Genomic DNA, 25911 nt, shown 5'->3' with positions numbered 1-25911 from the left:
AGCCGGTTCCGGATCGGGCCCCCATACCTGAGAGAATGGTGAGCATGGCGACTGACCGACCCCGCGTGCTCTCCGGAATCCAGCCCACGGCCGGATCGTTCCACCTCGGCAACTACCTCGGCGCCGTCCGCCAGTGGGTGGCCCTTCAGGAGAGCCACGACGCGTTCTACATGCTCGCCGACCTGCACGCGATCACGGTCACGCAGGACCCGGCCGAGCTGCGCGCCAACACCCGGGTCGCGGCCGCCCAACTGCTGGCCGCCGGGCTGGACCCGGACCGCTGCACGCTGTTCGTCCAGAGCCACGTCTCCGAGCACGCCCAGCTCGCCTGGGTCATGAACTGCCTCACCGGCTTCGGCGAGGCCGGCCGCATGACCCAGTTCAAGGACAAGTCCGCCAAGCAGGGCACCGACCGGACCTCCGTCGGCCTGTTCACGTACCCGATCCTCCAGGTCGCCGACATCCTGCTCTACCAGGCCAACGAGGTGCCGGTGGGCGAGGACCAGCGCCAGCACATCGAGCTCACCCGCGACCTCGCCGAGCGCTTCAACGGCCGCTTCGGCCACACCTTCACCGTCCCGGGCGCGTACATCCTCAAGGAGACGGCGAAGATCTACGACCTCCAGGACCCGACGATCAAGATGAGCAAGTCGGCGTCCACGCCGAAGGGCCTGGTCAACCTGCTCGACGACCCGAAGGCCACCGCCAAGAAGGTCAAGAGCGCGGTCACGGACACCGACACCGTCGTCCGCTACGACCCGGAGACCAAGGCGGGCGTCAGCAACCTCCTGACGATCTATTCGACGCTGACCGGGGCGGGTATCGGCGAACTGGAGGAGAAGTACGCCGGCAAGGGCTACGGTGCGCTCAAGACGGACCTCGCCGAGGTCATGGTCGAGTTCGTGACGCCGTTCCGGGAGCGGACCCAGCAGTACCTGGACGACCCGGAGACCCTGGACTCGATCCTGGCCAAGGGCGCGGAGAAGGCGCGCACGGTCGCCGCGGAGACCCTCTCCCAGGCGTACGACCGGGTGGGTTTCCTGCCCGCCAAGCACTGAGGCGCACCACCGCACACGCGTACCGCCGGGCAGAGCGCTGTACATCACTGTGGCTGCGCCTGCCCACAACGGTGCCGTGGTCGTACAGTCATAGCCGGACGGCGGTGACGAAACGGCTGAGAACGAAACAGAAAACCCACCCGGCACGACGAAGGAGACGACGTGGGGACCGTAACGATCGGCGTGTCGATCGCGGTCCCGGAGCCCCACGGCAGCCTGCTCCAGCAGCGGCGCGCGGGCTTCGGCGACGCCGCGGCTCACGGCATCCCCACGCACGTCACCCTGCTGCCGCCGACGGAGGTCGACTCCGCGGAGCTGCCGGCCGTCGAAGCCCATCTGACGGAGGTGGCGGCGGTCGGGCGCCCCTTCACCATGCGGCTGTCCGGCACGGACACCTTCCGGCCGCTGTCCCCGGTGGTCTACGTACGGGTCGTCGAGGGCGCCGAGGCGTGCACGTGGCTGCAGAAGCAGGTCCGCGACGCCTCCGGGCCCGTGGCACGCGAACTCCGGTTCCCCTACCACCCGCATGTGACGGTGGCGCACGGCATCGACGACGCGGCGATGGACCGCGCCTTCGAGGAACTCGCCGGGTACGAGGCCGAGTGGCCGTGCACCGGATTCGCCCTGCACGAGCAGGGCGCCGACGGGGTGTGGCGCAAACTACGGGAGTTCGGTTTCGGCGGCAGTACGGTGGTGCCCCCGCAGGCGGCCCCCGTGGACCGCGGCACGCTGCCCGCCCGGTAGGCACGCCGCCCCCCGGTAGGCATGCCGCCCGGTAGGGACGGACCCGCCCCGGCGGCGAACAGGCGGTGCGGAAGCGGCGGCTACAGCGGCAGCCGCCGGAAGACCGCGCGCGGAAGATGCCGCAGTACGGACGTCACCACCCGGAGCACACCGGGCACCCACACCGTCTCCGAGCGTCTGCGCAGGCCGAGTTCGACGGCGGTGGCGACCTGCTCCGGGGTGACGGTGAAGGGTTCGGTCTCGCGGCCGGCGGTCGCCCTGGAGCGCACGAACCCGGGGCGTACGACCATGACGTGCACCCCGGTGCCGTACAGCGCGTCGCCCAGGCCCTGGGTGAAGGTGTCCAGACCGGCCTTGCTGGAGCCGTAGATGAAGTCCGCGCGGCGGGCGCGTTCGCCGGCGGCCGCGGAGAGCACCACGAGCGAGCCGTGCCCCTGGTTCTGCAGCGCCTGCCCGGCCACCAGCCCCGCGGACACCGCCCCCGTGTAGTTGGTCTGCGCGACCCGGACCGCGTTCAGCGGCGCCCGTTCGTCGTACGCCTGGTCGCCGAGGACGCCGAAGGCCAGCAGCACCATGTCGATACGGCCCTCGGCGAAGACCTTGCCGAGGACGGTCTCGTGGGACGCGCAGTCGAGCGCGTCGAAGGGGGCGGTGCGCACCTCCGCGCCCAGGCCGCGCAGGTGTGCGGCAGCCTCCTCCAGGGCCGGTGACGGGCGGCCCGCCAGCCACACGGTGCGGGTGCGACGCGCTATCAGGCGGCGCACGGTGGCCAGGGCGATCTCGGATGTGCCGCCGAGCACGAGCAGGGACCGGGGGAGACGACCGGAGGCATCCTTCACGGCAGACGACTGTATCGTCCGGTTATGCGTGTTTTGACGCAGAAACGCGGTGTTCACGTGGCCGCAGAGCGGGCACAGTCCGATCATGGACTGGCTGAAGAAGCTTCCCGTCGTCGGGCCGTGGGTGGCCCGCCTGATGACCACGCACGCGTGGCGGTCGTACGAGCGTCTGGACCGGGTCAAGTGGTCGCGACTGGCCGCCGCCATGACGTTCATCAGCTTCGTCGCGCTGTTCCCGCTGCTGACGGTGGCCGCCGCGATCGGCGCCGCCACACTCAGTCCGCAGCGGCAGCACACGCTCCAGGACAAGATCGCCCAGCAGTTCCCGGGCCTGGGTCGGCAGTTGGACATCAGCGCCCTGGTGCAGAACGCCGGGACGGTCGGGCTCATCGCCGGTGCCGCCCTGCTGCTGACCGGCGTCAACTGGGTCGGCCAGATGCGGGACTGCCTGCGCGCGGTCTGGGAACTGCCGGACCCGGAGGAGAACCCGCTGATGAGCAAGGTGAAGGACGCGGGTGTCCTGATCGGCCTCGGTGGCGCGCTGCTGGTCACGCTCGCCGTGTCCACCGTCGCCTCGGCCGCCGTCGGCTATCTCTCCCGGCATATCGGGCTCGCCGAACAGGGCTGGGGCAGCCTCCTGTTGCGGATCATCGCGTTCGCGGTCGCCGTACTGGCCGACTTCCTGGTGCTGCTGTACGTCCTCACCCTGCTGCCCGGCGTCGAGCCGCCACGTCACCGGCTGCTGGTCGCCGCACTGCTCGGCGCGGTCGGCTTCGAGCTGCTGAAGCTGCTGCTGAGCGGCTACATCCAGGGGGTGGCGGCGAAGAGCATGTACGGCGCCTTCGGGGTCCCCGTCGCCCTGCTGCTGTGGATCAACTTCACGTCCAGGCTGGTCCTGTACTGCGCCGCCTGGACGGCGACGCAGAGCGGTACGGGCGAGGGGGGCGGTGCGCCCGGCGAGGACGGGGGCGACGACGGCCGGGCCGTCGATCTCAGGGGCGGGTCCGGCGGCGCATCAGGTCCGGCAGCGGCCAGCGGCGGTTGACCAGGAAGACGCCGGCCGCGAGCAGCGCCAGCGCGCCACCGGCGACCCCGAGGGCGATCCCCATTCCGGTGGAGCCGTTCCTGACGGACGCGCTCGCCTCGGCCGCGGGGGACGAGCCGCCGTCGGCCCGGCCCGCGGGTGGCTTGGCGCCCGGCCGGCTCTTCGCCTCGGCGGCGCTCCTCGGCGGCACCAGTTCGCCCACCGGGCGCGCCTTGTCCAGGGCGGCGAAGCCCCAGTCGAAGAGCTTGGCGGTCTCCTTGTAGACCTCGTTGTGGTCCTTCTTCTCCGGGTTCATCACGGTCACGAGCAGCACCCTGCCGTCGCGCTCGGCGACTCCGGTGAAGGTGGCTCCCGCGTGGGTGGTGTTGCCGTTCTTCACGCCCGCTATGCCCTGGTAGACCGAGACGTCGTAGTCGCCGCTCAGCAGCCGGTTGGTGTTCTGGATCTCGAAGGAGCCGCGGGAGGTCTTGCCCTTCTTGTTCTTCTTCGTCTCGCCCGGGAACGACGCCCGCACGGTCGAGCAATACTCGCGGAAGTCCTTCTTCTGCATCCCCGAGCGGGCGAACAGCGTGAGGTCGTACGCCGACGAGACCTGGCCCTTGGCGTCGTATCCGTCCGGGCTCATCACGCTCGTGTCGAGCGCCTGGAGCTCCTGCGCGTGCGCGTTCATGTCGTCCACGGTCGGTTTTATGCCGCCGTTCATCGCGGACAGCACGTGCACGGCGTCGTTGCCGGAGCGCAGGAAGACGCCCAGCCACAGGTCGTGGACCGTGTAGGTCTCCTTCTCCTTGATGCCGACCAGGCTGGACCCGGAGCCCACATCGGCCAGATCGGCCGGGGTCACCTTGTGCGTCTGCGTTCGGGGGAACTTCGGCAGCACGGTGTCGGCGAAGAGCATCTTCAGCGTGCTGGCCGGAGGCAGCCGCCAGTGCGCGTTGTGCGCGGCGAGCACCGCGCCGGACTCGGCGTCGGCCACGATCCAGGAGCGCGCGGAGAGGTCCTTGGGCAGCACGGGCGCGCCGTCGCCCAGGTCGACCTGTGTGCCGGGCAGTCCCAGGCGGGCGCCGCCCACCGTGGACATCCGGGCCGGGGGCGCGGCCGACGGGACCGGTGCTGCGAGAGCGGCGGGTGCGGTCAGCGGAACGGACAACGCAGACAGCGCAGACAGCACGGTGGCAGAAGCGACCAACGGCGATCGACTGATGATCTTATTGGGTGCGGGCACGGTCGGAAACGTACAGGGCGCGGGCAGTGACGTCCCTCCCGGCCTCCCACCCCGGACGCGGAGCCGGGCCCCGGTCAGCGATACTGAACGTATGAAGCTCAGCCGCCCCGTCTCCTGGTTCCTGCTCGCCTTCGGGGTGTGGAGCTGGGTCATCTGGGTCACTTTCGTCAAGAATCTCGTCAAGGACGGCAGCGGTCTCGCGTTCGACCACGGGCAACCGACGGCGTACTTCTGGGTGCACCTGGCGCTCGCCGTCGTCTCCTTCGTATTGGGGACGGTCATCGGGGTCATCGGGTTGCGCGGACTGCGGGCACTGCGCCGGACGTCATAGCGTTCCGGACAGCTCCACGGGGCCTTTCGCAGGGGCAGAGGCCGGCACAGGCAACAGGCGGAAGGAACAGACGGCATGGTGGTCGTCTTCGTGCTCGTGGCGCTGCTCGTGGTCACCGGGGTGGTGGCGGCCAACTGGTACCTGTGGCGCCGCCTGTTCCGCGACACCACCCGCGGTCCCGGTCCGGTGCGGCGCGCGGGCGCGGTCCTGATCGCGGGCGGCTGGCTCCTGGCCGTCGGGGCCCTCGTCGCCGAACGCGCCGGGGCCCCCTTCTGGCTCCAGCGCACCCTGGCCTGGCCCGGCTTCCTCTGGCTCGCCCTGGCGCTGTACCTGTTGCTGGCCACCCTGGCGACCGAACCCCTCCGCCCGGTCCTGCGCCGTCTCCTGCCCGCTCGCGCTCCGGAGCCCGCCCCCGATCCGGACGGCCCGCTCCCCGTCGCGCAGGCGCCCGTCCGCGAGGCGTGGACCGCTGACGAGCCGGGGGCCGCCCACGAGCCGCCCTCCGTCCATGAGTCACCCTCCGCCGCCGAGCCGGTGCCCGACCGCGTGCCGCTCCCCGCCGTCGGGACGCAGTCCGGTTCCGGTCGTCTGGCGGTGGGCGAGGCGAAGACGGCGGCCGCCGGTCCCGCCGAGCCCGAGGCCCCACCGGCCCCCGGCCGTCCGGTTCCGCCCGCGGACGCCACGTCGCCGTCCCCGCGCGACCTCCCCAGCCGGCGGCTGTTCGTGTCGCGGGTGGTCGCCGGAGGCGCCGCCGCCGTCGCCCTGGGGACCGTCGGCCACGGGACCTACGGGGTGCTGCGCGGGCCGCGGGTGAAGCGGGTCACCGTGCCGCTGGCGAAACTGCCGCGGGCGGCGCACGGATTCCGGATCGCCGTCGTCAGCGACGTCCACCTCGGTCCCGTCCTCGGACGCGGCTTCGCGCAGAAGGTCGTCGACACGGTCAACGCGACCCAGCCGGACCTGATCGCCGTCGTCGGGGACCTGGTGGACGGCAGCGTGAAGGACCTCGGGCCCGCGGCGGCACCGCTGGCCGGGCTCCGGGCGCGGCACGGGGCGTACTTCGTCACGGGCAACCACGAGTACTTCTCCGGTGCCGAGCAGTGGGTGGAGGAGGTGGGGCGCCTCGGCCTGCACCCCCTGGAGAACGCGCGCACCGAGCTGCCCGCCTTCGACCTGGCCGGCGTCAACGACGTACGGGGCGAGAGCGAGGGGCAGGGCCCCGACTTCGAGCGGGCGCTCGGCGACCGCGACACGGCACGCGCGTGCGTGCTGCTCGCCCACCAGCCGGTGCAGATCCACGAGGCCGTCCGGCACGGTGTGGACCTCCAGCTCTCCGGCCACACCCACGGCGGCCAGCTCTGGCCCGGCAGCCTCCTCGCGGCCGCCGCCAACCCGACCGTCGCGGGCCTGGAGCGCTACGGCGACACCCAGTTGTACGTCAGCCGCGGCGCGGGCGCGTGGGGCCCGCCGACAAGGGTCGGCGCCCCCTCCGACATCACCCTCATCCAGCTCGCCTCGAAGCAGGCCTAGCGCCCCGGAACCACCCCCGAAGCACTCGAACAACAAGTCTTCGTAACTTCTTCGCATTCTCCCCAGACCCGGCTTCCCCGTGGCGAAAAGCGTGTGATTAGGTAACGGCGCCACTCAGGTGTGTGGCATATGCAGAAGGGCCCAAAAGGGGTCTGGGGAGGGTACGGGTGCGATCGGTTCGCATGCGGATCCTCACGACGCTGCTCGTGCTGGCGATCGTGGGGGTGGGCGGCTGGCAGTTGCTGCCGTCGAAGGACGACAAGAACAACGCGATCGTCGTGGGTACGACGGACGCCGTCACGTCACTGGATCCGGCAGGAGCGTACGACGCGGGCTCCTGGGCACTGTTCAGCAACGTGTTCCAGTCCCTGCTGGCCTTCGAGCCGGGCGGTGTCCAACCCGTGCCGGACGCGGCCAAGAGCTGCGGCTTCGTCGGCGGCGGACTGCGCACCTACCGCTGCGAACTGCGCGAGGACATCACGTTCCCCAGCGGGCGCACGATGACCGCCGAGGACGTGAAGTTCTCCTTCGACCGCATCAAGAAGGTCAACTCCGACGTCGGCCCCGCCTCGCTGCTGTCGACCCTCGGCTCGGTGGAGGCCGGCGGCATGGCCGTCACCTTCCACCTGTCGACCCCGGACGCCACCTTCCCGCTGAAGGTGGCCACGGGCGCCGGGGCCATCGTCGACCACACCCGCTACCCGGCCAACGGGCTGCGCACCGGTACCGCGGTCGACGGCACCGGGCCGTACGAGCTCAAGGGGTACGCCAAGGACAAGAGCGCGGAACTGGCGCCGAACGGCTCCTACAAGGGAGTCATCAGCGGCACCGGGCGGCCGGTCGAGCTGCGCTACTTCGACAGCCCGGCCGAGCTCGAGAAGGCCTGGGACGGCAAGCAGGTCGACGTCGCCACGCGCAACCTGCCCCCGAAGCTCCTCGCCGGACTCAACCCGAGCGACCCCAGGATGCGCGTGTCCGTGTCCGACAGCGCCGAGACCCGCAACCTGTACCTCAACACCCGTGACTCCTCGCCGCTGCACGACGTCCGCGTCCGGCAGGCCATCGCCTGGCTGATCAACCGCGAGCAGCTGGCCAGCACGGTGTACGACGGGACCGTGGACGCGCTGTACTCGCTGATCCCGGCCGGTATCACGGGCCACAACACGGCGTTCTTCGACGCCTACCCGGCGCAGAGCACCGAGAAGGCCCGCGAGTTGCTGACCGAGGCCGGCGTGTCGGTCCCGGTGCGGTTCACCTACGGCTACGGCAAGGGGCGCGGCGCCGCCGGCGAGGAGGCCGACGAGCTCAAGCGGCAGCTGGAGGCGAGCGGCCTGTTCAAGGTCGACGCCAAGGGCTACGAGTGGTCCGCCTTCCAGAAGCTCTGGGCGGGCGGCAAGCTCGACGCGTACGCGGTCGGCTGGGTAGCCGACTACCCGGACCCGGACACCTTCGGCTCCCCGCTCGTCGGCACCGGCAGCTCCATGAACACCGGCTACAGCAGCAAGGCCGTCGACAACCTCATCCGGGACACCCGGCAGTTCGCCGACCGGGGCCGGATCGTCGCGGACTTCCGCAGCCTCCAGGCGAACGTCGCCACCGACGTGCCGCTGATCCCGCTGTGGCAGCGCAAGGAGTACGTGGTCAGCAGCGAGGACGTCGGCGGCGGCCAGTACCTGTCGGACGGCACGGGCAGCTTCCGGCTCTGGAAGCTCGACTGGATCTGACCGCTACGACCGGTCCCGCGCGGGCAGCGTGACCGTCACCGCGAACCCCTCACCGGGGTGCGTGTGGACGGCCACCTGCCCGCCGTGTGCTTCGGCCACCCCCTGGACGATGGCCATGCCGAGGCCGCTGCCCGCGCCACCGCCCGCGCGGAAGAAGCGGTCGAAGACACGCGCCGCGTCCTCCTCGGCCAGCCCCGGCCCCTTGTCCCGCACACACAGCCGTACGACACCGTCGGCGCGCTCCGCCGTGAGCCGCACCGGAACGTCGGCGGGCGTGTGGACGCGCACGTTGGCCACCAGGTTGCCGAGCACCTGCCGCAGCCCCGACTCGTCGGCGTGCACGAGGAGGACGCCCTCGGCGCCGACCGTTACGGGCCGCTCCGGCTGCTGTGCGCGCAGGTCCTCGGCGGCGTCCCGCACCAGCCGGACGACGTCGACGTTCCGCGGCCGCAACCGAGGCCGCTGGTCGAGGCGAGCCAGGGTGAGCAGTTCGTCGACGAGCCGCCCCATCCGGTCCACCTCGGCGTTCATCCGGTCCCAGGCGCGCCTGCGCTCGCCCGGCTCGGTCAGCATCCCCTTGTCGTACAGCTGGAGGTAGCCGCGTATCGCCGACAGCGGGGTGCGCAGCTCGTGCGAGGCGTCGGCGACGAAGCGGCGCAGCTGGGCGGCGCTGCGCTCGCGCGTGCGGTACGCCGACTCCACCTGGTGCAGCATGGAGTTCAGCGCGACGCGCAGCTGCTCCACCTCCTGGGTGGGATGGTGACTGGAGGGCACACGCCGGGTCAGGTCGCCCTCGGCGATGGCCGAGGAGGTCTCCACCATGTCCTCCAGCGGCCGCATCCGGCGGCGCACGCTGAACATCGTCAGGCAGGCGAGCAGCGCCAGCAGCAGCGTGCCGACGCCCAGGTCCAGCCTGAGGGCCTTGGCGATGCCCTGGTGCAGCGCGTCGGTGGAGGTGGCGAACACCAGGTAGTTGCCGTCGGTCAGACGGGCGGAGGTCGCCCGGTAGGTGGCGCCGTGCAGTGTCACCTCGTGCGGTGCGGGGTCGGCGGCGAGCGCGCGCGGGTCGCCGATCGCGGCGGCCAGGGCCCGCTGGGCGCCGGTCGGCGCGAAACCGGCGATGGGCACGGCCTCACCGCCACTGCCGACGGCGGTGAAGACGGACTCCGGCCGCGGCGTGTTGACGGTGGGCTGTACGAAATGGTCCCGGATGAGGGTCAGCGCGGCCAGCGAGTCGATCTGCCGCATGGTGAGCCGTGAGTCCGCCACGGACTCACGGGTCTTGATCAGCTGGGTGTCGATCTGGCCGAGCAGGTAGTGCCGCATGCCCATCAGGCTCGCGGCGGTCGCCACCACGACGCCCACGGCCAGCAGCCCGACGTTCGCCAGGGTCAGCTTGCCGCGCAGGGAGTGGACGCCGTGCCGGCGGCGCCGCGGACGCGGTCGGCGCGGCCTCATGCCAGCCCGTATCCCACGCCCCGCCGGGTCGTGATCAGCGGCGGTCCGAGCGTGTCCAGCTTGCGGCGCAGATAGCTGATGTAGGTCTCGACGACGGTCGACTCGGGCGGTGTGTGCTCGTACTGCCAGACGTGCCTGAGGAGTTGCTCCTTGGGCACGATCCGGCCGCCGTTGCGCACCAGGAAGCGCAGCAGCGCGTACTCGGTGGGGGTGAGCTCGACCGCACGGCCCGCGCGGTGCGCGGAGTACGTCGTCTCGTCCAGCTCCAGGTCGCCGTAGCGCAGCGGCGGGCGCTGCGGGAGGACGTCGGCGGGGCGGGTGCGGCGCAGCACGGCCCGTACGCGGGCGACGACCTCGTCGATGTGGAACGGCTTGGTGATGTAGTCGTCGCCGAAGCCGAGCGCGCCGACGATCTCCGTGGGCGCGTCCCGCGCGGTGACGAAGACCAGCGCCAGGTCCGGGCAGCGGGTGCGCAGCTCGCGGCCCAGCGCCCGGCCGTCCCCGTCCGGCAGCATCACGTCGAGCAGGGCCACGTCGGGCCGGGTGCGTTCGGCGAGCGCGCACGCCTCGCGGACCGTGCCCGCGGTCATCACCTGGAAGCGGTGGTAGCGCAGGGCGATCGCGAGGACGTCCGCGATGGACTCCTCGTCCTCGACGACGAGGACCGTCGCCCCTTCGTGCGCTGCCTCGTTGACGGTCATGTCCCCCAGTATCCGCGGCGGGACCGGCGGCGGGGCCGCGGGTGCTTTGGAGTTCCTTGAGAGTCGCGGCGGCGTGTGCCCGTCCGCGCCCGCCGCTGCGGATGCTGGTGTCCCAGGACCCGGGGGACCCGGATGAAGGAGCGTAGAGCGTGACGACATTGGCGCGGTGGTGCTACCGGCACCGGCTGCTGGTCCTGTTGCTGTGGGTGGTGGCACTGGTCGGGGCGGGCGTGGGGGCGTCCGCAGGGGGCACGGCCTACGCGAACGTCTTCTCCCTGCCGGACACGGACTCCAAGACCGCGTACGACCTGATGGAGAAGGCGTTCCCGAAGGCCGCGGGCGACACCGACACGGTGGTGTGGAAGGTCGACGAGGGGTCGGTCCGGGACGCGTCGGTGCGCGCCCGGATCGAGCCCGCCCTGGCGGAGATCGGCCGGATGCCGGGGGTGGGCGCGGTCAGCAGCCCGTACACGGGCGCCCGGGGCGCGGCGCAGATCAGCCGCGACGGGACGATCGCGTACGCGCAGCTCACGTTCACCGAGCGGGCGAACGCGGTGCCCGAGCAACTCGTGCGGGACGTCGTCGACACCGCGCAGGCGGCCGAACGCGACGGCCTGCGGGTGGAGTTGGGCGGCCAGGCGATCACCCGGATCCAGCAGCCGCCCACGGGTCTGGCCGAGCTGGTCGGCCTCGCGGCGGCGGCGGTCGTGCTGTTCCTCGCCTTCGGCTCGCTCTTCGCGATGCTCCTGCCGATCGCCGTGGCGGTCTTCGGCGTCGGCATCGGCCTGTTCTCCACCCAGATGATCAGCCATGTCACGGACGTGCCCGACATCGCCCCGCTGCTCGCCTCGCTGATCGGCCTCGGTGTGGGCATCGACTACGCGCTGTTCATCGTCACCCGGCACCGGCGCGGACTGCTGCGCGGTCTGGAACCGGAGGAGTCGGCGGTCGTCGCCCTCAACACCTCGGGCCGGGCGGTGCTCTTCGCGGGCGGCACGGTGTGCATCGCGCTCGCCGGGATGCTGGTGACGAACCTGCGCTTCCTGGACGGCGTGGTCATCGGCACCTCGCTCACCGTGGTGCTGAGCGTGCTCGCGGCCGTCACCCTGCTGCCGGCGCTGCTCGGATTCCTCGGCCCGCGGGTGCTCAGCCGGCGCCAGCGGCGGCGGTTCGCGGACCGGGGGCCCTCCCGGGACGAGCGGGCGAGCACGCTCGCGGCACGCTGGTCGGGCACGGTGCAGAGGCGTCCCGGCTGGATCGCGGGCCTCGCGCTGGTCGTCATGGTCCTGCTCGCGCTGCCGGTGCTGTCGCTGCGGCTGGGCGCCACCGACCAGGGCAACGACGACGCCTCGACGACGACCCGCAAGGCGTACGACCTGCTGGCCGAGGGCTTCGGACCCGGCTTCAACGGGCCGCTCCAGGTGGTCTCCACCGACAGTGACACCACCGGGCTGGTCAAGGGCATCGCCGGGACCCGCGGGGTGGCCCGGGTGGCCGCGCTGCCGCCCGCGCACGGCGTCACCGTTATCCAGGTCGTCCCGACCACCTCGCCGCAGTCCGAGCGGACGGACCGGCTCATCGACACCCTGCGCGACGAGGTGATCCCCGAGGCGGGGGCGCGGGCGCACGTCGGCGGGGTCACGGCGGTCTCGAAGGACTTCGCCTCCGTCACGGGCGACCGTCTGCCGGTCTTCGTCGCGACCATCGTCGGCCTGGGCTTCCTGCTCCTGCTGGTCGCCTTCCGCTCGCTGCTGGTGCCGCTGACGGCGGCCGTGATGAACCTGGTCGCCGCCGCCGCGTCCTTCGGCGTCCTCGTGGCGATCTACCAGTGGGGCTGGGGCCTGGACCTGCTCGGCCTCGGCAAGGAGGGACCGATCCAGGCGTTCCTGCCGGTCATCATGCTGTCCCTGCTGTTCGGCCTGTCGATGGACTACCAGGTCTTCCTGGTGAGCCGGATGCACGAGGAGTGGGTGCACACCCGGGACAACGCGCGTGCGGTCCGCGTGGGCCTCGCCGAGACCAGCCGGGTCATCAACTCAGCGGCCCTGATCATGGTCTGCGTCTTCCTCGCCTTCGTTCTCAGCGGAAACCAGGGCGCGGCGATGGCGGGTGTCGGCCTGGCTGCGGCGGTCGCGCTGGACGCGTTCGTGCTGCGGACGGCACTGGTGCCGGCGGCGATGCATCTGTTCGGCAGGGCCAACTGGTGGCTGCCGGCCTGGCTGGAGCGCCGCCTGCCGCATCTGGCGGTGGAAGCGAAGGAGGAGCCCGAGGAGGCGCCGGTCCCGCGGCAGCCGGGCCCCGCTTCGGTGGTCCACGGCTTCATCCGCACCGAGGAGGGCGAGCCCGTCCACGGCGCGGCCGTGACCCTGCTGTCCAAGGGCGGCCGGCAACTGGACCGGGTGACGTCCCTGGCCGACGGCTCGTACATCGTCGCGGTACCGGGCCCGGGTACCTACCTGCTCGCCGCCACGGCATCGCCCTACGGCTCCCGCGCCCGCCACGTCGTCGTGACCGACGGCCCCCTGGTCCACGACGTGGAGCTTGCGGAGGGGGAGGTAGACGCGGTCAAGTAGCCTTCTTCTGCCCGGCGTTGAGGATCTCGGTCACATCGAGGGTGACCTTGGCGCCGATCGAGTCGGGCAGGGTGACGAGCTCGCCGGGGGCGTGGGGGCGGTGGTACTCGTACTTGCCCTCGGCCGGCTCCGCCAGGACGTGAAGACGCTGGTGTTTGCGGTCGACGATGAGGTAGACGGGGACTTTCGCCTCCGCGTAGGCGGCGACCTTGGTCTTCAGGTCGTCCTTCCAGTTGCTGGAAGTCACTTCCAGGACGAGACGGAAGCAGACCGGGTCGTACGCGTTGTTCTCGACGAAGTGCTCGTCGATGTCGGCGTCCACCACGGCGAGGTCGGGGATGGCGTAGTCCTCGGCGCCGGAGGGCAGCCAGAGCCCGATGCTCTGGAGGACCTCGGTCTCGTCGTCGTCGAGTCCTGCGGCGATGAAGGGACGCATCAGCTTCGTCAGGGCGCGGGCGTGGGGGGCATCCGGTGATGGGGTCACGAGGAGGTGGCCTCCGATGATCTCGACACGGTAGCCCGGATGGCGCTCCATGATCTCGTCGGCGATGGCCGTGAGCGAGAACGGCCGGTCGTCGTCGAAGGGCTGCTCGACGGATGCAGCGGACATCGCGTGCCTCCTAGGGGCTGGTGTCGAGAGCATCATCGTAGGCAGGCCGGGAGTCGGTGTCCCGTTCGCGCCCGTTCACCCGAAGGTGATCACTCGGTCGCAGTGTTCCGCCTCCTGCCCGCCGGGTTCGGCATCATCCTCGTCATACCCGGGAGGAAGTCCGTGAACAGGTCGTGCACCTCGTGCACCAGGGGGCGCAGGACGCGGAAGCGGGCCAGGGACACCCCGCGGGCGGTGAGCCGGGCGCCCCGCTCGGCCAGCCGGTAGCTGCGTTCGCGGCCCTCGGTGCGGTCGAAGATCCAGTACAGGACGAGCCCCATCTGGGAGAGCCACATCAGCTCGGGCAGCACCTCCCGAAGGTCCGCCGGGACCTTGGTCCGCGCGCCGTGCAGCACCTCCTTGTGGATGTCGATGGCCTCCGCGCGCGCGTGCTCCGACTCGGGAGAGAAGGGGCTGAGCGGGCTGTCGGGGTCGGCGGCGTTCTTGAAGAACTGCACCGCGAACTCGTGGTACGGCGTGGCGATGTCCAGCCACGCCGTCAGCACGCCCGCCAGCCGGGCCTCCAGGTCGGTCTCCCGGGCCAGGACCTCCCGGACCGCCTCCCGCTGCTCGGCGGCGATCCGGTCGTAGAAGCCCTGGATCAGGTGTTCCTTGCCCTCGAAGTAGTAGTAGGCGTTGCCGACGGAGACCCCGGCCTCCTTGGCGATGGCCCGCATGGTCGTCTTGTCGTAGCCGCGCTCCTGGAACAGCCGCATGGCTGTCTCCAGGATGAGCGCGCGGGTCTGCTCGGACTTGCTGGCGGGCACGCCCTCATCGGGGCCGTCGTCGTTCTTCGCGGGCACGGACAGAGCCTAGCCAGTGGCGCAGGCGCCGCCGTCACAGCCTGGCGGGTCGTAGGTCCAGCCGTGGCGCGGGTCGTAGGACCACCCGTCCCCGCGCCGGTACGCACCCCCGCCCCACCGCCCGCCGCGCCACTTGGCGGCCGCCAGCACCGCGCCCCTGGCGAGCCGCGCGCCCGCCGGGGTGCTGAGCCGGTGGGCGAGCGGCCGGTGCTCACGCAGCGCCCACAGGACGACGATCCAGGCGGCGGCGCCCCGGTAGACCTGGCCCGAGTCGCCGACGACCGTGACCTCGTCCAGGGTGGCCCCGTGGTCGAGGCCCGGAAAACGCCTCCCGGCCTGCTCGGAGCCGGCCGGGAGGAGTTCCAGCGGCACCAGTTGCGGCTGCCCGGCGAGCCAGTCGCGCACGAACGAACACAGCGCGCACTCGGCGTCGTACAGGACGGTCAGCCCGCGGACCGGGACGCGCACGGAGGCGTCCCGGTCCCGGCCGGCGGCGGCCGGCACCGCGCTCACGCCCCGGCCGAGGGGGCGGCCCAGTCCTGCGGCGCGACCGGCGGCACCTGCTCGCGCTCCAGCACCCCGCGGCGGCGGATCCGGTTCAGCACGTACACGTTGCCCAGATGCATCACGCCGAGCACCAGCAGCACCACGCCGAGCTTCGTCGACAGGGCCTCGAAGATGCCGCGTGTGTCGTCGATGCTCCGGTCGCCGCTCAGGTACAGCGCTACGAAGCCGAGGTTGACGAGGTAGAAGCCGACCACCAGCAGGTGGTTCACGGCGTCGGCGAGCTTGTCGTCGCCGTGCAGCACGTCGGCCAGGAAGATCCGCCCGTTCCTGCTGAGCGTGCGGGCCACCCAGACGGTCAGGGCGATGCTGACGAGCAGATAGATGACGTAGGCGATGACCGTGCGGTCCATGCCCCCACCCCTTCTTTTGAACGCGTTCAAAACGCTGGCAGGAGTGACTCTAGACCTGTTTTTGAACGCGTTCAATACGGGGGTGGGGGCATCCGGTGGTGATGGACGCCTCAGGGCCTGCGCCCCAGCTCCGGCCGCTTGCCGTAGTCCGTGAAGCCCAGGACGTTGCCCCACGGGTCGGCGATCTCGACGGTCCAGCCGGTCGCCACGGCGAAGGGCTCGTCGAGCAGGGCGATCCCGGCCTTCGTCAGCTCACGCGCCGCCGCCCGTGCGTCCGGCACCTCCAGCCACACCCGCGGCGAGGGCCACGGCGGAGGACGGTGCCCGAACGCCTCCTCGCGCAGCAGGATCCCCGGCGTCTCGCCCCCGACCTTCAGCAGCGCGATGCCGGCCTCGTCCAGACGGAACGCCACCGCGAACCCGGCCCACTCGTAGAACCTCACGGCCTCGCCCAGATTCCCCACGGGCAGCAGGACGTTGTCGAACCCGAGCAGCTCGTACGACTCGTCATCTGACATGCCATCAGATTAGGAGCGGGATCCGCCGGGTCCGGGAGGCCGAGCGCGCAGCGGGCGCCGGGTCACTCGATCGGGCCGGGCGCCGAGCGGGACCCCGATGTTTCTCTTCGGCCGCTCTTCCTGCAATATGACCGTCAGTTCGTCGGCAGTCGAAGAGTGGAGCCACGTGTCCGAGCAGCCGCAGCAGCCCAACCAGGCCCCGGGATACGGGTATCCCAACCAGCAGCCCGGCGCGTACTCGCCGCCCCCGGGTGGTTACCCGCCGCCCGGCGCGTACCCGCCGCCGCCCGGTGGCTACCCGCCTCCCGGTGCGTACCCGCCTCCCCCGGGCATGCAGTACGACCCCAACGCCCCCTACGGCTACGACCCCTACGGCCGCCCGTACTCCGACAAGTCGAAGATCGTCGCCGGTGTCCTCCAGCTCAGCCTGGGCACCCTCGGCATCGGCCGCTTCTACATGGGCCACGTCGGGATCGGCATCGCCCAGCTCCTCACCTGCGGAGGGTTCGGCATCTGGTCCCTGATCGACGGCATCATGCTGCTGACCGGCAACGACAACACCGACGCGCAGGGCCGGATCCTGCGTGGCTGACGCGGTGTCCGGCGCGGTGCGCGGCCGGCTGCTGCGGCATCCGGCCGCGGCTCCGCTCGCGGTGCTGTGCGCCGGGGTGGCGGGAGCCGGGTACCTCTTCGTCACCGACCCGCACCAGCCCGGCCACGTCCTGCCCCAGTGCCCCTTCCGGTACGTCACCGGACTGCTCTGCCCGGCCTGCGGCGGCACGCGCATGGTGTACGACCTGATGCACGGTCGGCTCACCCAGGCCTGGCTGGACAACAGGATGCTGCTGCTCGCCGCGCCGTTCGCGCTGGCGCTGCTCGGCAAGTGGGCCCTGGAGGGGCTGCGCGGGCGCCGCTGGCACCCCCGGCTCAGCCCGCGGGCGCAGGCGGCGGTGCTGCTGGTGGCCGTGGCGTGGACCGTGGTCCGCAACGTCGTCTAGAGACAGAGGCGGTTGGTGTGGCGCCGACGAGGCGGAACGGCGTCGGCGAGGGCGTACGGCGCCGACGAGCGCGTACGGCGCCGGCGCGGGCGGGCGGACGGGTCGGGGCCGGGCGCGGCGCCAAATGCCGCCAATGTGGCCGAATTTGATCACGGAACGGGAACGTTCCTTCGAACCCCCTCCCGCGCCGCCCTGCAAGATCTTTATGCTCCCAACGCGCAGGGGGACGGCCGCATCCGGTCGACGCGCGTGGAATCGCGTACGGATGCCGTGTGACCGGGCAGGCAGTCGGGCTCCCTGGCCCCGGAGGGTCCCACTCCGGGTGTTCTCACCACTCCCCAGGAGCACCAGTCATGACTGTCCCCACCCCTGACGCCCCCTACGGCTACGACCCGCAGGGCCGCCCGTACTCCGACAAGTCGAAGATCGTCGCGGGCATCCTCCAGCTCTTCCTCGGAAGCCTGGGCATCGGCCGCTTCTACGTCGGTTCCGTGGGTGTGGGCATCGCCCAGCTGCTGACCTGCGGCGGTCTGGGCATCTGGGCCCTGATCGACGCCATCCTCTTCTTCACGAGCAACGACCGCACCGACAAGGACGGTCGCGTCCTGCGTGGCTGACCCGTCCGCGCACCCGGCGGCGGCCGGGCACAGCACGCCGAGGGCCCCGTTCCGGACGGAACGGGGCCCTCGGCGTCAGGTACGGCGGAAGATCAGAAGCGGCGCGTGATCAGCGCCCGCTTCACCTCCGCGATCGCCTTCGTCACCTCGATGCCGCGCGGGCAGGCGTCGGTGCAGTTGAAGGTGGTGCGGCAGCGCCAGACGCCGTCCTTGTCGTTCAGGATCTCCAGGCGCTGCTCACCGGCCTCGTCACGGCTGTCGAAGATGAACCGGTGGGCGTTGACGATGGCCGCCGGGCCGAAGTACTGGCCGTCGTTCCAGAAGACCGGGCAGGACGAGGTGCAGGCCGCGCACAGGATGCACTTCGTCGTGTCGTCGAAGCGGGCGCGGTCCTCGGCGGACTGCAGGCGCTCCCGCGTCGGCTCGTTCGTCTCCTTGGTGACCAGGAACGGCATGACGTCCCGGTACGCCTGGAAGAACGGCTCCATGTCCACGACCAGGTCCTTCAGGACCGTGAGGCCCTTGATGGGCTCGACCGTGATCGGCTTCTCGGGGTTGATGTCCTTGATCAGCGTCTTGCAGGCCAGACGGTTCTTGCCGTTGATCCGCATGGCGTCCGAGCCGCAGATGCCGTGCGCGCAGGAGCGACGGAAGGTCAGGGTGCCGTCGAGGTCCCACTTGATCTTGTGCAGGCCATCGAGGACGCGTTCCTTGGGGTCGATCTCCAGCTGGAAGTCTTCCCAGGTCGCCTCGGCCGAGACCTCCGGGTTGAACCGGCGGACGCGGAAGGTGACGGTGATGTAGGGGGAAGCGGCGGACTCCGCCTCCACCTTGTCCAGAACGGGGGTTGCCATCAGTACTTACGCTCCATCGGCTGGTAGCGGGTCTGGACGACCGGCTTGTAGTCGAGACGGACGGTTTCCGACCCGTCGTCGCCGACCTCGCGGTACGCCATGGTGTGGCGCATGAAGTTGACGTCGTCGCGGTTGGGGTAGTCCTCGCGGTAGTGACCACCGCGGGACTCCTTGCGGGCCAGGGCGGAGACCGCCATGACCTCGGCCAGCTCCAGCAGGTTGCCCAGCTCGACGGCCTCCAGCAGGTCCGTGTTGAACCGCTTGCCCTTGTCCTGGATCGCCACGTTCTTGTAGCGCTCGCGCAGTTCGGCGATCTTCTCGACGGCCGTCTTGATCGTCTGCTCGGTGCGGAACACCATGACGTTGGCGTCCATGGTGTCCTGCAGCTCCCGGCGGATGTTCGCCACCCGCTCGGTGCCGGTGGAGGTCCGCAGCCGCTCGAGCTGCTCGACCACGAACGACTCGGGGTTCTCCGGCAGCTCCACGTAGTCGGCCTTCGCCGAGTACTCCGCGGCCGCGATGCCGGCCCGCTTGCCGAACACGTTGATGTCCAGCAGCGAGTTGGTGCCCAGGCGGTTGGCGCCGTGCACGGAGACGCAGGCGACCTCGCCGGCCGCGTACAGGCCCGGCACGACCGTGGTGTTGTCCGCGAGCACCTCACCCTGGACGTTGGTCGGGATGCCGCCCATCGCGTAGTGCGCGGTCGGCTGGATCGGGATCGGGTCGGTGTACGGCTCGATGCCCAGGTAGGTCCGCGCGAACTCGGTGATGTCCGGCAGCTTGGCGTCCAGCTGCTCCGGCGGCAGGTGGGTCAGGTCCAGGTAGACGTGGTCGCCCTCGGGACCGCAGCCGCGGCCCTCGCGGATCTCCGTGTAGATGGAGCGGGAGACGACGTCACGGGAGGCGAGGTCCTTCATGACCGGCGCGTACTTCTCCATGAAGCGCTCGCCGTCCTTGTTGCGCAGGATGCCGCCCTCGCCGCGGGCGCCCTCGGTGAGCAGGATGCCCATGCGCCAGATGCCGGTCGGGTGGAACTGGAAGAACTCCATGTCCTCCAGCGGCAGCCCGCGCCGGTACACGGCGGCCTGGCCGTCACCGGTCAGCGTGTGCGCGTTCGACGTCACCCGGAAGAACTTGCCGTTGCCGCCGGAGGCGTAGATCACGGACTTCGCCTGGAAGATGTGGATCTCGCCGGTCGCCAGCTCGTACGCCACCACGCCGGCCGACTTCTTGACGCCGTCGACCTCGGTGATCAGCTGGTCCAGGACGTAGAACTCGTTGAAGAACTCCACGCCCTCCTTGACGCAGTTCTGGTACAGCGTCTGGAGGATCATGTGGCCGGTGCGGTCGGCCGCGTAGCAGGAGCGGCGGACCGGGGCCTCGCCGTGGTTGCGGGAGTGCCCGCCGAAGCGCCGCTGGTCGATCGTCCCGTTCGGCGTCCGGTTGAACGGCAGGCCCATCTTCTCCAGGTCGAGGACGGAGTCGATGGCCTCCTTCGCCAGGATCTCGGCGGCGTCCTGGTCGACCAGGTAGTCACCGCCCTTGACCGTGTCGAAGGTGTGCCACTCCCAGTTGTCCTCCTCCACGTTGGCCAGCGCGGCGGCCATGCCGCCCTGCGCGGCGCCCGTGTGGGAGCGGGTGGGGTAGAGCTTGGTCAGGACCGCGGTGCGGCTGCGCTTGGTCGCCTCGATGGCGGCCCGCATACCGGCGCCGCCGGCGCCGACGATGACGGTGTCGTACTTGTGGATCTTCATCAGTGAAATACCTCGGTCCCGGGGCCTAGCGGATGTTCGGGTCGAAGGTGAAGATCACCAGCGTGCCCAGCAGGATGGTCCACACCGTGGCGGTGTACAGCAGTGCCTTCAGCCACAGCCGGGTGTTGGCCCGCTCCGCGTAGTCGTTGATGACGGTACGCAGACCGTTGGCGCCGTGCAGCATCGCCAGCCACAGCATGGCGAGGTCCCAGACCTGCCACCACGGGGAGGCCCAGCGGCCCGCCACGAAGGCGAAGCCGATCTTGGAGACGCCGCCGTCCAGGACGAGCTGGATCAGCAGGTGGCCGAGGACGAGGACGACCAGGACGATGCCGGACAGGCGCATGAACAGCCAGCCGTACATCTCGAAGTTGCCCCGGGTCGACTTCGGGGTCTTCTTGGTGCGCTGACGCGGGGCCTCGATGAGGGGGGCGGGGTTGTCCACGCCGTAGACGGAGCCGCCCTCGACCGGGCCGATGCCGGAAGCGGTGGTTTCAGTGGTGGACATGTGCGTCAGCTCCCGAATACTGCACGAGCGGCATGGCCGAGGACGGGGTAGATCGCCCCGATCATGAGCAGGACCCAGACGCCGACCACGGTCCACAGCATCTGCTTCTGGTAGCGGGCGCCCTTGGCCCAGAAGTCGACGGCGATGACGCGCAGGCCGTTGAGCGCGTGGAAGAGGATGGCGGCGACCAAGCCGTATTCGAGCAGGGCGACGATCGGCGTCTTGTAGGTGGCCACGACCTTGTCGTAGGCCTCCGGAGACACACGCACGAGTGCGGTGTCCAGCACATGGACGAACAGGAAGAAGAAGATGAGGACGCCGGTGACTCGGTGAGCCACCCAGGACCACATTCCTTCCCGGCCGCGGTACAGCGTTCCAGCCGGCACGGAAGAACCCTCCGGGAGCGGGGACTAGGGCCGCGCCGGCTTCACTGTCGGTCGGGCCCGGCCGGGTACGGTCCACCGGCCCCCAGTATCGTACCGATGAGCTGGCTGGGGCCTTACGGGGGGTCCGCCCGTGTGATCGAACTCGTCCTCAAAGGTGCACGGACGGCGCAGTGGCTGCGCCCAGAAGGCCCCGAAGTCGCCCGTTCGCCAGCCTCCGCAGCTCCTCCCGGGCGACGACGCGCTCGTCCTCGGGGTCGTTGGCCAGACGTGACCGGATCGCCGGCAGGACCCGGTCCAGGGCCTCGTCCGGAGCGGTGCCGTCCAGACAGATGACGAAGGTGTGGCCGAATCTGGCCTCGTAGGCGGCGTAGCCGGCGCTCAGGGCCGTGGAGGCGGCCGCGTACGTGTGGGCGGGCAGCTTCGGCAGGGGTTCTTCCGCCAGGGCCCCGGCGAGTTCCTCGGGGCCCAGGTCGTACGTCGCCTCGTCCGCCGCCGCCAGGAGGGACGGCACGTCCGGATAGGGGCGGTGGGCGGCGACACGGTGGGCCCAGCGGGGGCTGTGCAGGCAGGTCAGGAGGGTCCGGTGGACCTTGGGGGCGGGGGCGGTGTTGAAGCGCTCCAGGTTCTGCGCGGGCAGCGTGGGTCCTAGGTCGGCAGGGATGTCGGCAGGATGCCGGCAGCGTGTCGGCAGGGGAATCCGTGAGAGATGCGCCGCTACGTTATCGGGTGTGCTCATGACGTGTTCGACGGGTGCTTGAATTTCACTCGGACGGGAGAGTTTGAGAACGTGCGGTGGACACGGGCGGTGGTCATCGGCCGTTAGGTTGGCCGGGTGAGCAAGCACAGGCGCCGGGCTCCGGCACGCAAGCCGCCGCGCACGCGGGCTGTCGTCGTCGGCGGGTTCGTCACCGCTGCCGGACTGGGCATCGGACTGGCCGTGTGGTCCTTCGGGGGCGACGGAACCCCTGCGGACGCGGCGCCGGGCGGGGCCTCCGGCTCGGGGAGTCCCAGCCCCACCCGCAGCTACCCGCTGTCGCAGGCGCCGCGGACCATCCCCGCCGTGCGCTCCCACACCGCCGCCCACGGCCCCGGCTGGCGCCCGGAGTCCGGCTCCCGGGTCGTGGTGGACGACGCCTCCCTCGCCGACGAGGGGAAGCTGATCGCGGGTGAACTCGGTCTCACCTACTCCGGTCGCAGCGGCGACGCGCGCCCGGGGGACGTGCGGCTGGCGCTGGACAAGGGCGCGGGCCGCAACCCCGAGGCGTACACCATGACCGTGCGCGGCGGCGGGGTGACCATCAGCGGTCCGGCCGACGCGGGGGTCTTCTACGGAACCCGCACCCTGAAGCAGGAGGTGCACGGCGGCGGCACGGCCCCCGAGGGGGTCGTGGAGGACGCGCCGGACAAGCCGCGGCGCGGTTTCATGCTGGACATCGCCCGCAAGCCGTACACGGCCGACTGGCTGGAGGACCGCATACGGGAACTCGGCGACCTGAAGTTCAACGAGCTCGGCCTGCACTACTCCGACGACCAGGGCTTCCGCATCGAGTCCGACACGCACCCGGAGGTCGTCTCCGCGGACCACCTGACCAAGGCCCAGGTCAAACGGTTGGTCGACCTGGCCGCCAGCCGGCACATCACCGTCGTCCCCGAGATCGACTCGCCCGGCCACCTCGGCGCCGTGATGGCCGCCCACCCCGAGTTGCAGCTGCGCAACGCGCAGGGCGTGGCGACACGCGGCGCCATCGACATCTCCGAACCCCGGTCGGCCGCGATCGTCGACGACCTGCTCGACGAGTACACGGACCTCTTCCCCGGCGGCCACTGGCACCTCGGCGGCGACGAGTACCAGGCGCTGACCGTGCGCGACCCCCAGGCGTCCTACCCGCAGCTGGCAGCCGCCGCGCGGAAGGCCTACGGCTCCGGCGGCAACGTGGCCGACCTGACGACGGGCTGGCTGAACGACCGCGTGGCCACCGTCCGCGAACACGACCGCGCCCCGCGCGCCTGGAACGACGGGTTCTTCCGGAGTTCGTCGGTACCGCCCGCCCGGGACATCGAGGTCGCCTACTGGACGGGCAAGGAGTACGGCGCCCGGCAGCCGCTCGAGTACCTCGACGCCGGCCGCAAGGTGCTCAACTACAACGACGAGTTCCTCTACTACGTCCTCGGCGAGCCGCAGACCTTCGTCTACCCGACCGGCCGGCGGATCTACGAGCAGTGGACCCCGCGCGTGCTGCGCGGCACCGAGCCGGTGTCCGCCAAGTACGACGCGCAGATTCTGGGCGGCTCCTTCGCCGTGTGGTGCGACCTGGCCGACTCCCAGACCCAGGACCAGGTCGCGGCCGGTATCCGGATGCCGCTGCGGGCGACCGTCCAGAAGCTGTGGCACCCGGGCGAACCGGCGATGTCCTGGGCGGAGTTCAAGAGGCTTGCCGACAAGCTGAGTTGACGCCGAATCGAGTGGACGTGCGAAGGGCGGGCGCCGTAGGTTCCGGGTGCCGCGCCCGCGCTCCGGGGGGAGCCGGGCCGGCTCCACTACGACACCTCGGGGGGACCCACATGATCTGCGCACGCTGTCACCACCTCGCGGCGGTACCCGGCGGCACCCTGTGCACCAGTTGCGCGGCCGTCCCGACGCCGGCCGCCCCGCCGTACGCGGGGGTGCCGCGGGCCTGGCTGCGCTCGCCGGTCGGACTCGGCCGGGCCGCCGCCGCGCTGCTCCTCCTCGCCGCCGCCGCCGACCTGTTCGCCGTCTGGACGGACATCGTGATGTACGACGTCTCGGGCGACCTCGCGAACGGCTCGCTCGGCGCGGACGTGATGCGGCGGGCCGACGACGCCGACCGGCTCTACGCCGTCGCGGGCGTCGTCCAGCTGGTCACGCTGCTCGCCAGTTGCGTCGTCTTCCTGTGCTGGTTCTACCGGGTGCGGGTCAACGCCGAGGTGTTCGATCCCTTCGGGCACCGCATGAAGCGCGGCTGGGCGATCGGCGCGTGGTTCACCCCGGTCGTCAACCTGTGGTTCCCGCGCAGGATCGCCTTGGACATCTGGGGGGCCAGCAGCCCGGCGGACGGGCCCAGGTCGAACTGGTTGGTGAAAACCTGGTGGACGCTGTGGCTCATCGGGGTGGTGGCCGGCCGGTTCGCGGCCACCGAATACAACCGGGCCGTCACGGCCAAGGACCTTCACGAGGCCGCCGGGGGAATGATGTTCAGCGACGTCCTCGACATCATCGCCGCCGTGTTCGCCGTTCTCGTGGTGCTCCGGCTGACCCGTATGCAGCACGAGAAGGCGCTGCGGGGACCGGCGCCGGCCGCGGCCTGACCCCGCTTCCCCCGCCCCGGCCGCCGACCTCGGTCATTGGCCGAAACCTTCTCTTATGCCAACTTGCTCGACTCTGCGTGCGACCCGTGTGACACTACCGGCCGATCGCACGCAGTAAGGGCAAGTGCGGGCTCCGTAGGGGTCGGCGCCCTTTGAGGAGGCGTTGATGAGTCTGGTGGAACTGATCGCGCAGGCCGACGAGCGCGGACTGGCCGCCAGCGGGCTGGCTTGTTTGGATCGCTGCGTGCCGCTGCTCGGCGGCGACGACGAGGTCCTGCGGCCGCTGTGGGGGAGCCTCGCCGAGGACTCGGCCCACTCCTCGGACGGCGACTGGGCCGAGCGGCTGGAGCAGGCACGCGGCGCGCTGGCCGCGCTGGGTGGGGAGGCCGCCGAGGAGACCGAGGACGAGGCCGCGCTGCTGGCCCGCCGGATGCTGGCCGCCGCGCCGGCCGCCCGGTCCGCGGCCGGGGTCCGGCAGTGGGCCGACGCCTGCTCGGTCGCCTCGCTCCAGATCCACCGGCTCCTCGACCCGGCCGAGGACGCCGCCCCCGCCGACTCCCTCCCCGAGGCGCTCGACTCCGTTCGCGCCGGGGCGAGCCCCGTCCCGGGTCCCGTCGAAAGCATGTCGCCGCTGGTCGCCGGCGAGCTGCGCCGCCAGATCACCGTCCTGGAGCTGGTCGCCGGACACGGGCGGGCCGGACTCCGCCAGGCCCTGGAGGTCTCCACGGAGGGGCGCCGCGTCCTGCGGGCGGTGGTGTCCCGCCGGGCCCGCGGCCGGGTGTGAGCCGGGGGCCCCGGACGGGCCGAACACGCGGCGGGGATCTGTGAGCGTCCTGCGGGCGCGGTGCGGTGGTCCTGCGCCGGTCGTGCGCCGGTTGTGGGCAAGACCGCGATCACGGGTGACGAACCGAGGGCGGATCGCGCTCTTCCCTATGTGACAGTCCAGCATGTGACGACTCATCAGCAGAGCAGGCCCCAGGCCGCCACCAAACCGGTGCGGTGGGCGGCGGACACCGTGACGGCGATGCGCGAGGGCGCTCGGCTGCGCCTGGACTATTCGGCGCAGAGCCTGTGGCGCGTCGACCGGACGATCGAGGAGATACGCCGCGAGGGCACGCCGCACGCGGCCGTGCGGAGCGTGCTGCGCGGCTTCGGCGCGTACGCCGGCGAGGTGATCGTCCGTCATGGCGACGGGGCCGAGTGGTGGGCGAGCGGCGGTGAGCACTGGGTGCGCACCGCGGACGGACGGCTGTGGGACCCCATCGAGGAGGCCGGGCAGTGCTTCACGGGCCAGGGGTCGCTGCGGCTGCTGTGCCGGGACGCGATGGGGACCGAGCGGACCTGAGCCGTGG

General features: G+C 71.2%; 28 protein-coding genes. 14 read left to right on the top strand and 14 right to left on the bottom strand.

What is annotated here, in order from left to right; translation table 11 throughout:
• Positions 1-44 precede the first annotated feature (44 nt).
• Positions 45-1058 carry a tryptophan--tRNA ligase gene (gene trpS / locus ABZ818_RS19700; RefSeq protein WP_361415959.1) on the top strand — a complete coding sequence of 338 codons (1014 nt, stop codon included), beginning with the start codon at positions 45-47 and terminating at the stop codon, positions 1056-1058.
• A gap of 162 nt (positions 1059-1220) precedes the next feature.
• Positions 1221-1802, top strand: coding sequence for a 2'-5' RNA ligase family protein (locus ABZ818_RS19695; RefSeq protein WP_361415957.1), 582 nt, complete (start codon positions 1221-1223; stop codon positions 1800-1802).
• 80 nt (positions 1803-1882) lie between these two features.
• Here the strand turns inward: ABZ818_RS19695 and ABZ818_RS19690 are convergent, their stop codons facing one another.
• A complete protein-coding gene (locus ABZ818_RS19690; RefSeq protein ID WP_361415955.1) occupies positions 1883-2641 on the bottom strand; it encodes a decaprenylphospho-beta-D-erythro-pentofuranosid-2-ulose 2-reductase in 759 nt (252 codons plus the stop codon).
• An 85-nt stretch (positions 2642-2726) separates the two neighbouring features.
• Between ABZ818_RS19690 and ABZ818_RS19685 the strand changes: the two genes are divergently transcribed.
• Positions 2727-3686, top strand: a complete 960-nt coding sequence (locus tag ABZ818_RS19685; RefSeq protein ID WP_361415953.1) for a YihY/virulence factor BrkB family protein — start codon at positions 2727-2729, stop codon at positions 3684-3686.
• Here the strand turns inward: ABZ818_RS19685 and ABZ818_RS19680 are convergent.
• Positions 3634-4911, bottom strand: a complete 1278-nt coding sequence (locus tag ABZ818_RS19680) for a D-alanyl-D-alanine carboxypeptidase (RefSeq protein WP_361415951.1) — start codon at positions 4909-4911, stop codon at positions 3634-3636. The two genes, ABZ818_RS19685 and ABZ818_RS19680, sit on opposite strands and share 53 nt — an antisense overlap.
• A 91-nt stretch (positions 4912-5002) precedes the next feature.
• Here ABZ818_RS19680 and ABZ818_RS19675 point away from each other — a divergent pair, with 91 nt between their 5' ends.
• From ABZ818_RS19675 to ABZ818_RS19665, 3 genes are all read left to right on the top strand, one after another.
• Positions 5003-5242 (top strand): SCO4848 family membrane protein, encoded by a 240-nt coding sequence (locus ABZ818_RS19675; protein WP_225078982.1) that lies wholly within the window; start codon positions 5003-5005, stop codon positions 5240-5242.
• A gap of 75 nt (positions 5243-5317) precedes the next feature.
• Entirely contained in the window at positions 5318-6772 is a 1455-nt protein-coding gene (locus ABZ818_RS19670; protein WP_361415949.1) for a metallophosphoesterase, read from the top strand.
• 182 nt (positions 6773-6954) lie between these two features.
• A complete protein-coding gene (locus tag ABZ818_RS19665; RefSeq protein WP_361415947.1) occupies positions 6955-8496 on the top strand; it encodes an ABC transporter substrate-binding protein in 1542 nt (513 codons plus the stop codon).
• Positions 8497-8499: 3 nt separating this feature from the next.
• Here ABZ818_RS19665 and ABZ818_RS19660 read toward each other — a convergent pair whose 3' ends face one another.
• Both ABZ818_RS19660 and ABZ818_RS19655 read right to left on the bottom strand, forming a co-directional pair.
• Positions 8500-9954, bottom strand: a complete 1455-nt coding sequence (locus ABZ818_RS19660; protein WP_361415945.1) for a HAMP domain-containing sensor histidine kinase — start codon at positions 9952-9954, stop codon at positions 8500-8502.
• A complete protein-coding gene (locus tag ABZ818_RS19655) occupies positions 9951-10655 on the bottom strand; it encodes a response regulator transcription factor (protein WP_361415943.1) in 705 nt (234 codons plus the stop codon). The genes ABZ818_RS19660 and ABZ818_RS19655 overlap by 4 nt, the downstream gene beginning before the upstream one ends.
• 158 nt (positions 10656-10813) lie before the next feature.
• On the opposite strand from ABZ818_RS19655, the gene ABZ818_RS19650 reads away from it, so the two are divergent.
• Positions 10814-13228, top strand: coding sequence for an MMPL family transporter (locus ABZ818_RS19650; protein ID WP_361416020.1), 2415 nt, complete (start codon positions 10814-10816; stop codon positions 13226-13228).
• Here ABZ818_RS19650 and ABZ818_RS19645 read toward each other — a convergent pair.
• From ABZ818_RS19645 to ABZ818_RS19625, 5 genes are all read right to left on the bottom strand, one after another.
• Positions 13221-13838, bottom strand: a complete 618-nt coding sequence (locus ABZ818_RS19645; RefSeq protein WP_361415941.1) for a Uma2 family endonuclease — start codon at positions 13836-13838, stop codon at positions 13221-13223. The genes ABZ818_RS19650 and ABZ818_RS19645 overlap by 8 nt on opposite strands.
• Before the next feature lie 89 nt (positions 13839-13927).
• Positions 13928-14680 (bottom strand): TetR family transcriptional regulator, encoded by a 753-nt coding sequence (locus tag ABZ818_RS19640; protein ID WP_361415939.1) that lies wholly within the window; start codon positions 14678-14680, stop codon positions 13928-13930.
• A gap of 9 nt (positions 14681-14689) precedes the next feature.
• Complete coding sequence (locus ABZ818_RS19635; protein WP_361415937.1) at positions 14690-15193, bottom strand: DCC1-like thiol-disulfide oxidoreductase family protein; 504 nt, start codon at positions 15191-15193, stop codon at positions 14690-14692.
• On the bottom strand, positions 15190-15597 hold the full coding sequence (locus ABZ818_RS19630; RefSeq protein ID WP_361415935.1) for a hypothetical protein: 408 nt from the start codon (positions 15595-15597) through the stop codon (positions 15190-15192). Before ABZ818_RS19630 ends, ABZ818_RS19635 begins: the two co-directional genes overlap by 4 nt.
• Before the next feature lie 110 nt (positions 15598-15707).
• On the bottom strand, positions 15708-16115 hold the full coding sequence (locus ABZ818_RS19625) for a VOC family protein (protein WP_361415933.1): 408 nt from the start codon (positions 16113-16115) through the stop codon (positions 15708-15710).
• Between the two features lie 166 nt (positions 16116-16281).
• Here ABZ818_RS19625 and ABZ818_RS19620 point away from each other — a divergent pair, with 166 nt between their 5' ends.
• From ABZ818_RS19620 to ABZ818_RS19610, 3 genes are all read left to right on the top strand, one after another.
• Positions 16282-16707: a TM2 domain-containing protein gene (locus ABZ818_RS19620; RefSeq protein ID WP_361415931.1), complete on the top strand. Its 426-nt coding sequence runs from the start codon at positions 16282-16284 to the stop codon at positions 16705-16707.
• Positions 16700-17113 (top strand): DUF2752 domain-containing protein, encoded by a 414-nt coding sequence (locus ABZ818_RS19615; protein WP_361415929.1) that lies wholly within the window; start codon positions 16700-16702, stop codon positions 17111-17113. The genes ABZ818_RS19620 and ABZ818_RS19615 overlap by 8 nt, the downstream gene beginning before the upstream one ends.
• A 353-nt stretch (positions 17114-17466) precedes the next feature.
• Complete coding sequence (locus ABZ818_RS19610; protein WP_361415927.1) at positions 17467-17730, top strand: TM2 domain-containing protein; 264 nt, start codon at positions 17467-17469, stop codon at positions 17728-17730.
• Between the two features lie 92 nt (positions 17731-17822).
• On the opposite strand, the gene ABZ818_RS19605 is transcribed toward ABZ818_RS19610, so the two are convergent.
• The 5 genes from ABZ818_RS19605 to ABZ818_RS19585 form a co-directional block, all read right to left on the bottom strand.
• Entirely contained in the window at positions 17823-18584 is a 762-nt protein-coding gene (locus ABZ818_RS19605; protein ID WP_141359142.1) for a succinate dehydrogenase iron-sulfur subunit, read from the bottom strand.
• The gene (gene sdhA / locus ABZ818_RS19600) at positions 18584-20338 is read right to left on the bottom strand and encodes a succinate dehydrogenase flavoprotein subunit (protein WP_361415925.1); all 1755 of its coding nucleotides are present in this window, start codon (positions 20336-20338) and stop codon (positions 18584-18586) included. The genes ABZ818_RS19605 and sdhA overlap by 1 nt, the downstream gene beginning before the upstream one ends.
• Positions 20339-20363: 25 nt before the next feature.
• Entirely contained in the window at positions 20364-20846 is a 483-nt protein-coding gene (locus ABZ818_RS19595; RefSeq protein ID WP_361415923.1) for a succinate dehydrogenase hydrophobic membrane anchor subunit, read from the bottom strand.
• A gap of 5 nt (positions 20847-20851) precedes the next feature.
• On the bottom strand, positions 20852-21232 hold the full coding sequence (gene sdhC, locus ABZ818_RS19590; RefSeq protein WP_100569866.1) for a succinate dehydrogenase, cytochrome b556 subunit: 381 nt from the start codon (positions 21230-21232) through the stop codon (positions 20852-20854).
• A gap of 148 nt (positions 21233-21380) precedes the next feature.
• The gene (locus tag ABZ818_RS19585) at positions 21381-21968 is read right to left on the bottom strand and encodes a 2-oxo-4-hydroxy-4-carboxy-5-ureidoimidazoline decarboxylase (protein ID WP_361415921.1); all 588 of its coding nucleotides are present in this window, start codon (positions 21966-21968) and stop codon (positions 21381-21383) included.
• A gap of 96 nt (positions 21969-22064) precedes the next feature.
• Between ABZ818_RS19585 and ABZ818_RS19580 the strand changes: the two genes are divergently transcribed.
• The 4 genes from ABZ818_RS19580 (at position 22065) to ABZ818_RS19565 (ending at position 25904) form a co-directional block, all read left to right on the top strand.
• Positions 22065-23684 carry a glycoside hydrolase family 20 protein gene (locus tag ABZ818_RS19580; protein WP_361415919.1) on the top strand — a complete coding sequence of 540 codons (1620 nt, stop codon included), beginning with the start codon at positions 22065-22067 and terminating at the stop codon, positions 23682-23684.
• Positions 23685-23794: 110 nt separating this feature from the next.
• Positions 23795-24559 (top strand): DUF4328 domain-containing protein, encoded by a 765-nt coding sequence (locus ABZ818_RS19575; RefSeq protein ID WP_361415917.1) that lies wholly within the window; start codon positions 23795-23797, stop codon positions 24557-24559.
• 166 nt (positions 24560-24725) lie between these two features.
• Positions 24726-25343 carry a hypothetical protein gene (locus tag ABZ818_RS19570; RefSeq protein ID WP_361415915.1) on the top strand — a complete coding sequence of 206 codons (618 nt, stop codon included), beginning with the start codon at positions 24726-24728 and terminating at the stop codon, positions 25341-25343.
• Positions 25344-25508: 165 nt separating this feature from the next.
• On the top strand, positions 25509-25904 hold the full coding sequence (locus ABZ818_RS19565) for a hypothetical protein (RefSeq protein WP_361415913.1): 396 nt from the start codon (positions 25509-25511) through the stop codon (positions 25902-25904).
• Positions 25905-25911: the final 7 nt, after the last annotated feature.

The organism is Streptomyces sp. NPDC047453 (assembly GCF_040643155.1).
Lineage (GTDB): Bacteria > Actinomycetota > Actinomycetes > Streptomycetales > Streptomycetaceae > Streptomyces.
The sequence above is the reverse complement of the archived record's forward strand: the minus strand, read 5'-3'. Positions and strand labels throughout refer to the sequence as shown.

Coding starts and splice junctions, on each gene's coding strand:
- trpS (WP_361415959.1), top strand. CDS start 45: ATGGCGACTGACCGACCCCGCGTGCTCTCCGGAATCCAGCCCACGGCC.
- ABZ818_RS19685 (WP_361415953.1), top strand. CDS start 2,727: ATGGACTGGCTGAAGAAGCTTCCCGTCGTCGGGCCGTGGGTGGCCCGC.
- ABZ818_RS19675 (WP_225078982.1), top strand. CDS start 5,003: ATGAAGCTCAGCCGCCCCGTCTCCTGGTTCCTGCTCGCCTTCGGGGTG.
- ABZ818_RS19670 (WP_361415949.1), top strand. CDS start 5,318: ATGGTGGTCGTCTTCGTGCTCGTGGCGCTGCTCGTGGTCACCGGGGTG.
- ABZ818_RS19665 (WP_361415947.1), top strand. CDS start 6,955: ATGCGGATCCTCACGACGCTGCTCGTGCTGGCGATCGTGGGGGTGGGC.
- ABZ818_RS19660 (WP_361415945.1), bottom strand. CDS start 9,954: ATGAGGCCGCGCCGACCGCGTCCGCGGCGCCGCCGGCACGGCGTCCAC.
- ABZ818_RS19655 (WP_361415943.1), bottom strand. CDS start 10,655: ATGACCGTCAACGAGGCAGCGCACGAAGGGGCGACGGTCCTCGTCGTC.
- ABZ818_RS19645 (WP_361415941.1), bottom strand. CDS start 13,838: ATGTCCGCTGCATCCGTCGAGCAGCCCTTCGACGACGACCGGCCGTTC.
- ABZ818_RS19630 (WP_361415935.1), bottom strand. CDS start 15,597: ATGGACCGCACGGTCATCGCCTACGTCATCTATCTGCTCGTCAGCATC.
- ABZ818_RS19625 (WP_361415933.1), bottom strand. CDS start 16,115: ATGTCAGATGACGAGTCGTACGAGCTGCTCGGGTTCGACAACGTCCTG.
- ABZ818_RS19610 (WP_361415927.1), top strand. CDS start 17,467: ATGACTGTCCCCACCCCTGACGCCCCCTACGGCTACGACCCGCAGGGC.
- ABZ818_RS19605 (WP_141359142.1), bottom strand. CDS start 18,584: ATGGCAACCCCCGTTCTGGACAAGGTGGAGGCGGAGTCCGCCGCTTCC.
- sdhA (WP_361415925.1), bottom strand. CDS start 20,338: ATGAAGATCCACAAGTACGACACCGTCATCGTCGGCGCCGGCGGCGCC.
- ABZ818_RS19595 (WP_361415923.1), bottom strand. CDS start 20,846: ATGTCCACCACTGAAACCACCGCTTCCGGCATCGGCCCGGTCGAGGGC.
- ABZ818_RS19585 (WP_361415921.1), bottom strand. CDS start 21,968: ATGAGCACACCCGATAACGTAGCGGCGCATCTCTCACGGATTCCCCTG.
- ABZ818_RS19575 (WP_361415917.1), top strand. CDS start 23,795: ATGATCTGCGCACGCTGTCACCACCTCGCGGCGGTACCCGGCGGCACC.
- ABZ818_RS19570 (WP_361415915.1), top strand. CDS start 24,726: ATGAGTCTGGTGGAACTGATCGCGCAGGCCGACGAGCGCGGACTGGCC.